The sequence below is a fragment of the Micromonospora sp. KC721 genome, assembly GCF_004348355.1.
GTDB lineage: Bacteria > Actinomycetota > Actinomycetes > Mycobacteriales > Micromonosporaceae > Micromonospora.
On sequence record NZ_SMJY01000281.1, the window covers coordinates 1 to 5,852 of the forward strand.

At 71.5% G+C, this 5,852-nt stretch carries 4 protein-coding genes and 1 rRNA gene; 2 read left to right on the forward strand and 3 right to left on the reverse strand.

Features of this window, described 5'->3' with window-relative positions; all coding sequences use genetic code 11:
* Positions 1-78 precede the first annotated feature (78 nt).
* Positions 79-2,595 (forward strand): fibronectin type III domain-containing protein, encoded by a 2,517-nt coding sequence (locus E1182_RS28650; RefSeq protein WP_132270854.1) that lies wholly within the window; start codon positions 79-81, stop codon positions 2,593-2,595.
* Here the strand turns inward: E1182_RS28650 and E1182_RS31390 are convergent.
* On the reverse strand, positions 2,592-2,855 hold the full coding sequence (locus E1182_RS31390) for a hypothetical protein (protein WP_165942751.1): 264 nt from the start codon (positions 2,853-2,855) through the stop codon (positions 2,592-2,594). The genes E1182_RS28650 and E1182_RS31390 overlap by 4 nt on opposite strands.
* A 178-nt stretch (positions 2,856-3,033) precedes the next feature.
* On the opposite strand from E1182_RS31390, the gene E1182_RS28655 reads away from it, so the two are divergent.
* Positions 3,034-4,851: a VanW family protein gene (locus E1182_RS28655; RefSeq protein ID WP_165942752.1), complete on the forward strand. Its 1,818-nt coding sequence runs from the start codon at positions 3,034-3,036 to the stop codon at positions 4,849-4,851.
* Positions 4,852-4,914: 63 nt separating this feature from the next.
* On the opposite strand, the gene E1182_RS28660 is transcribed toward E1182_RS28655, so the two are convergent.
* Together E1182_RS28660 and rrf are read right to left on the reverse strand one after the other, a co-directional pair.
* Positions 4,915-5,541: an NADPH-dependent F420 reductase gene (locus tag E1182_RS28660; RefSeq protein WP_132270855.1), complete on the reverse strand. Its 627-nt coding sequence runs from the start codon at positions 5,539-5,541 to the stop codon at positions 4,915-4,917.
* A gap of 187 nt (positions 5,542-5,728) precedes the next feature.
* Positions 5,729-5,845, reverse strand: a 5S ribosomal RNA gene (rrf, locus tag E1182_RS28665).
* Positions 5,846-5,852: the final 7 nt, after the last annotated feature.

Below are 5,852 nucleotides of genomic sequence, written 5' to 3' on the forward strand. Positions count from 1 at the left end.
GTCCGGCCCCTTCCGTAACGTCAGAGGACTGTGACACCCTGCGAGGTGGGTGACCAGTAGACGGGGGTTCTGGTGGCGGTGGCCGACACGGGCCAGGGAACGGCCGGCGCCCGCCGACCGGCACGCTGGCTGCTCATTCTCTATGCGATCTGCCTGCTGGTGGCGGTGTCGACAGCCGCGCCGGAGCCAGCCTCCGCCGGGGGTGGCATCTCGGCCACCCGGCTCACCGCTCTCTTCGACCACTACGGCGACACGTCCGGTACGTGGACCGGAGCCGACCGCACGACCTCCGTGCGCCTCCCCGACGGCCGGCTGCTCTGGCTCTTCTCCGACACCTTCCTCGGCCCGGTCGCCTCGGACGGCTCCCGCCCCCGCGCCGCGCCGTTCGTCCACAACTCGGCGATCGTGCAGCATGGCGACCAACTGCGGGAGACCCGGCACGGCGGCACCGCCGAGAACCCCCGCCCCCTGATCCCCGCACCAGCCGGGGAGTTCTTCTGGATCGGCGACGCGCAGGTCGTCGGCGACACCCTCCAGGTGCTGGTCAACCGCTACCGCCGGACCGGCGCCAGCCCGCTGGACCACGCCCTGCTCGGCACCGCGCTGGCAAACTTCGCGCTGCCCACGCTCACTCCCACCGCGGTCCGGCCGCTGCCGCTGGACGCACGGATCGCCTGGGGCTCCACCCTGCTACGCGACGGCGGGCACACCTACATCTACGGCACGGAGGCGGCCGGCGAAGCGAAGTTCGCCCACGTGGCCCGGGTACGCGGCGACGACCTCGACGGCGCGTGGGAGTTCTGGACCGGCGCCAGCTGGGACACCAACCAGCATGCCTCCGCCCGGGTACTCAGCGGTGTCGGTACCGCGTACGGGGTGCAGCGGATCGACGGACGCTACGTCCTGGTGACCCACGAGAACAACCTGGTCTTCAGCGCCGACCTGGTGGCCTACACCGCCGGCTCGCCGACCGGCCCGTTCGACGGCCCGGACTACCTCCACCGGGCCCCGGAGACCGCCGCCGGCCACCTCGTCTACGACGCCGACCTGCATCCTGACCTGGCCCGCCCCGGCAAGCTGCTCGTCTCGTACAACGTCAACAACGTCGACGACGCCGTCACCTACGCCGACGCGGGCGTCTACCGTCCTCGCTTCGTGGAGGTGGACTGGCCCCGCCCCCGCCCCAACCGGGCTGAGGTGCCTCCCGCGCCGGCGGGCCTCACCGCCCAGGCCGGCGGGGCCGGCACCGCCGAGCTGAGCTGGCCCGCCGTACGCGCCGACGGTAGGCCGCGCTACCAGGTCCACCGGCGAGACGTCACCGCTGGACAGACGCACTTCGTGCGCATCGGCGAGCCCTCGACCGTTCCCCGCTTCTCCGCCGATTTCCTGGTCAATCAGCACGCGTACGAGTTCCGGGTGACCACGGTGGGCCGACACGGCGAGAGCCGGCCCTCACCGCCGGCCCGGATGACCGCCACCGTGCCGCCCCCACCTCCACCGACCGGTCTGCGGGCCGAGCCCGGCCGCTCCGGTGACGTCGCCCTCAGCTGGGATCCGGTTCCCTTCGTCCAGCTCTTCCGGGTCCGGCAGCGCGACCTCACCACGGGCGTGCAGACACTGGTCGGCACTTTCACCGGCACCCACGCCACCGTCGAGTTCCTCCGGCACGGCCGTACATACGAGTTCACCGTCGTCGCGGTTGGCGGTGGCGGCGACAGCCCTCCCGCACCGCCGGTCCGAGCCATCGCGGTGGTGACACCCCCGGCGGCCCCGCCCGGTCTGACCGCGGCGGCCCGGCCCGACGGCACCGTCCATCTGACCTGGCGGTCGCTGGGTGCCGGAGTTACCTACCGGGTGTACCGCCGCGACCTCCGCCGGGGCGACCAGGCGTTCGGCCCGCCGGCGCTGGAGGCCGGCACAAGCCACATCGCCCAACTGCTGGAGCACGGCCACGACTACGAGTTCGTGGTCAGCGCGGTGAACAGCGGCGGCGAAGGGTTACGCACCGCGCCGGTACGGGTCCGCGCCGATTTGGCCCCACCCAACGCCGCCCCCCGCGACCTGCGGGCCGAGGCGCAGCCGGGCAGCGTCAAGCTAACCTGGCGGCCGGCCGCGCCAGATGGCTGGCACCGGATCTACCGGCGCGACCTCACCGCCGGGGAACGCGACTTCGCCGAGGAGCCGATTCCCGCCCAAGGCGGCCAGGCGGTGATCACCCGCCTGCGCAACGGCCACGAGTACGAGTTCGCGGTGGCGGCCCTGAACCCGGCCGGCGCCGGGCCGCGCAGCGCACCGGTCCGCGTCACCCCCCAACTGCCCGCGCCGACCAACCTCGAGGCGACCGCCGGCGGGACCGGAGACGTCCGGTTGAGCTGGCGCTCGGTCGGGCCCGGCCTCGCCTACCGGGTGCAGCTACGAGACGTCACGGCCGGCGAGAGTTGGCGGACCGACCCCGTCCCGGTCCTCGCCACCCGGCACACCGCGGTGCTGCTGACCCGCGGCCACCGGTACGAGTTCCGCATCGTCGCCACCGACGGAAGCACCGACGGCCCGCCGAGCGAGACCGTCGCTGTGCAGGTGCGGTTAGCCGGCTAGCCCTCGTCAACCCGCCAGTCGATGAGCAGGTGCTGACCGATCGGATCAGCTGCTGCCGGTGCCAGTGCAGCAGCCCTCGCGCGTACGCCTGCACCAACGCCTCGGCGGGGGTGCCGCCCCGCCAGGGCGCGGACGTCGGCGGTGGCTGCTGCCCCGGTCAGCCGCACCGCGACTCGGTCGTCCAGCTGGGCACGGGTCCATTCCCGGTCGGCCCGCAGCGTTCCCGCCCGGTCCAGCCACCCGCCGCCGTATGCCAGCACGCGATCGCCTACCCGTACGGAGTGTCACTGCGACACGCCGGAGCGACGCGCAGGGGCGCGCCGAGCGACACGTGTGCGCGGAATGGCCGGGCGCACAGTGCCGAGCGGTCCGGACGTTGGTTACCGTAGTTGTCTCCCGGGGGTCGGCAACCCCCCCTTGTGGTACGTCCCGATCGAGGTGGCTGTGACCCTTTACGGCGACAAACGTCTCTCCGACGACCGGCCCACGGTGCAGGTCACCGCGGTGACCTGGCCCGGTGACGACGCACCGGAGCCGGCGGGCACTTCCGCGGCCCCGGCCGGTGGCGCACGGTCGCGCCGCACGAAGCTGCTGCTCGCCGGTGGGCTGACCGTGACGGTGCTGGCCGGCGTCGGCCTCACCGGCGCCTGGGCCTACGCCGGCGATGTCCCCCGGGGCACGAGCGTGCTCGGCACCGAACTCGGCGGCCGCAGCAGGGCTGACGCGGCCAAGGAACTCCGCGCCGCGCTGGAACGCCGGGCGGCGGCGCTGAGCGCTCCACTGACCGTCGTGGTCGGCGAGAACCGGGCCGAGATCAACCCGGCCGACGTGGGCCTGACCGTAAACGTGGACGCCACGGTGGCCGCCGCGGCGAAGGCCGACGCGGACCCGATGAGCCGGCTGGTCGGCTCCCGTACGGTCGAACCGGTGGTGACCGTCGACTCCGCCAAGCTCGACGCCGCGCTGCGCAAGGTGCTGGGCAAGCAGGGCCGGGAGATGACCATGCCGGCGATCATCTTCACCGGCACCACCCCGAAGCCGGTGTACCCGAAGCCCGCCCTCTCCCTGGACCCGGAGCGGTCCGCCGAGGTTGTGCGGGCCGGTTGGCTCGCGCAGGAACCGGTGACCGTTCCGTTGGTGGAGAAGGCTCCCGCGACCACCCGCGAGGAGGTGGACCGGCTGGTGGCCGAGCTGGCCGAGCCGGCCGTCGCCGCCCCGGTGACGCTGACGACCGACAAGGGTTCGGTGCGCATCCCGCCGGCCGCGATCGCCCGTAGCCTGCGTTTCTCCGCCGACGACGCCGGCAAGCTGACTCCCCGGGTGGACGTCAAGCGGCTCCGCGACGCCCTCGGCGACAAGCTGGCGAAGATCGAGGTGCAGCCGAAGGACGCGACGCTGAGCATCTCCGGCGGCAAACCGAAGGTCGTGCCGGGGCGGGCCGGCCAGCAACTCGACCCGGCGGCCCTCGGCCCGGCCCTGCTCGCCGTGCTGCCGAAGACGCAGGGCCGGACGGTCACCGCGACGCTGAAGACGGCCGAGCCGGAGCTGACCGAGGAGAAACTGGCCAGCCTCGGCATCAAGGAGCGGGTCTCCACCTTCACGACCCGGTTCCCCGGTGGTCTCTCCTCGCCGCGCAGCCAGAACATCATCCAAGCCGCCAAGGAGGTCGACGGCACGGTGGTGAAGCCGGGTCAGACGTTCTCACTGAACGGGCACACCGGCGAGCGTGGCTACGCCCAGGGCTACAAGGACGCCCCGGTGATCCTCAACGGCAAGTTGGTCCCGGGGGTGGGCGGCGGCGTCTCGCAGTTCACCACCACGCTGTTCAACGCCACCTACTACGCGGGGCTCGAGGACGTCGAGCACAAGCCGCACTCGTACTACTTCAGCCGCTACCCGGCGGTGATCGAGTCAACCATCTTCTGGCCTGATCTGGACTTCAAGTTCCGCAACAACACCCCGCACGGGGTTCTCCTCGACACCTCGTGGACGTCCAGCACGATCACCGTGTCGGTCTGGAGCACCAAGATCTACGACAGCGTCAAGACCGAGTACGGACCCCGCCGGAACATCACCAAGCCGAAGACGGTCCACCTGGAGCCCGGCCCGACGTGCATCGCCGCCGCGGGTAGCGACGGATTCACCCAGGACGCCTTCCGGGTCATCAAGAAGGACGGCAAGGTGGTGAAGCGGGAGAGGTTCACCTGGACCTACGATGCCGAGCCCCGCTTCATCTGCGGTCCCAAGCCGTCCTGACCGCAGGCCACGCAGAAGCCCCGCCGGCGATCAGCCGGCGGGGCTTCTGCGTGTCGTACGGGCTCAGGGCTGCGCCTCGGCCAGTCCTTGCCGTACGCCGGCCGCGTCGCGATCGGTGCCGTAGACCGGGGTGTCGGGCTGCTGTCGCCAGCTCTCGTCGAGGGTGCCGGCGTCGACGGGGTCGAACCCGAGCGCGTCGACCAGCTGCATGACCACCTGCTTGGCTTCGGCGTCGTCCCCGGCGACCGGCAGCGCGATCCGACCGGGGGAGCCGGCGGGGCGCCCATTGTCCATCAGATGCCGCGCCTGGATGTTGTTGAATGCCTTGACCACCCGGGCGCCCTTGAGGTGGTCAGCGGTCCAGCGGCTGGAGCTGAGACTGCGGTCGATCAGCTCGGCAATGTCGCCGTCACGCTGGGGGTAGTAGTTGTTGGCGTCGACGACCACCTTGCCGTCGAACAGCTCCGCCGGGAGTTGGGTCACGGCGAACAGTGGGATCGCCACGACCACCAGGTCGGCGTCCTGTACCGCGTCTTCCAGGGTGCCGGCGGTGGCACCGGTCTCCTGAGCCAGGCCGGTGAGGCTCTGCGGCCCCCGCGAGTTGGTGATGGTGACGTCGTGGCCCAGGGCGCACAGCCGCCGGGCGAGCGTCCCACCGATGTTCCCTGAGCCGATGATTCCGATCTTCATGGCCACTCCTGCCTCCGCCGGTCCCGGCGGTCAGTTCCCGGTCCGTACGGCAAGCAGGTACCCCAACCGGCCCGCCCCGATCCTCTAGGAGGCGTACGCCACGTCACTCGCTCGTGGCTGGTGTTTTCGGTGGGGAATGCAGTTCAGGGCCACCCCCGGCCGGGGGTGGCCCTGAACTATGAAAATTGTCCGGCGGTGTCCTACTCTCCCACACCCTCACGAGTGCAGTACCATCGGCGCTGGAGGGCTTAGCTTCCGGGTTCGGAATGTTACCGGGCGTTTCCCCTCCGCCATGACCGCCGTAACACTAT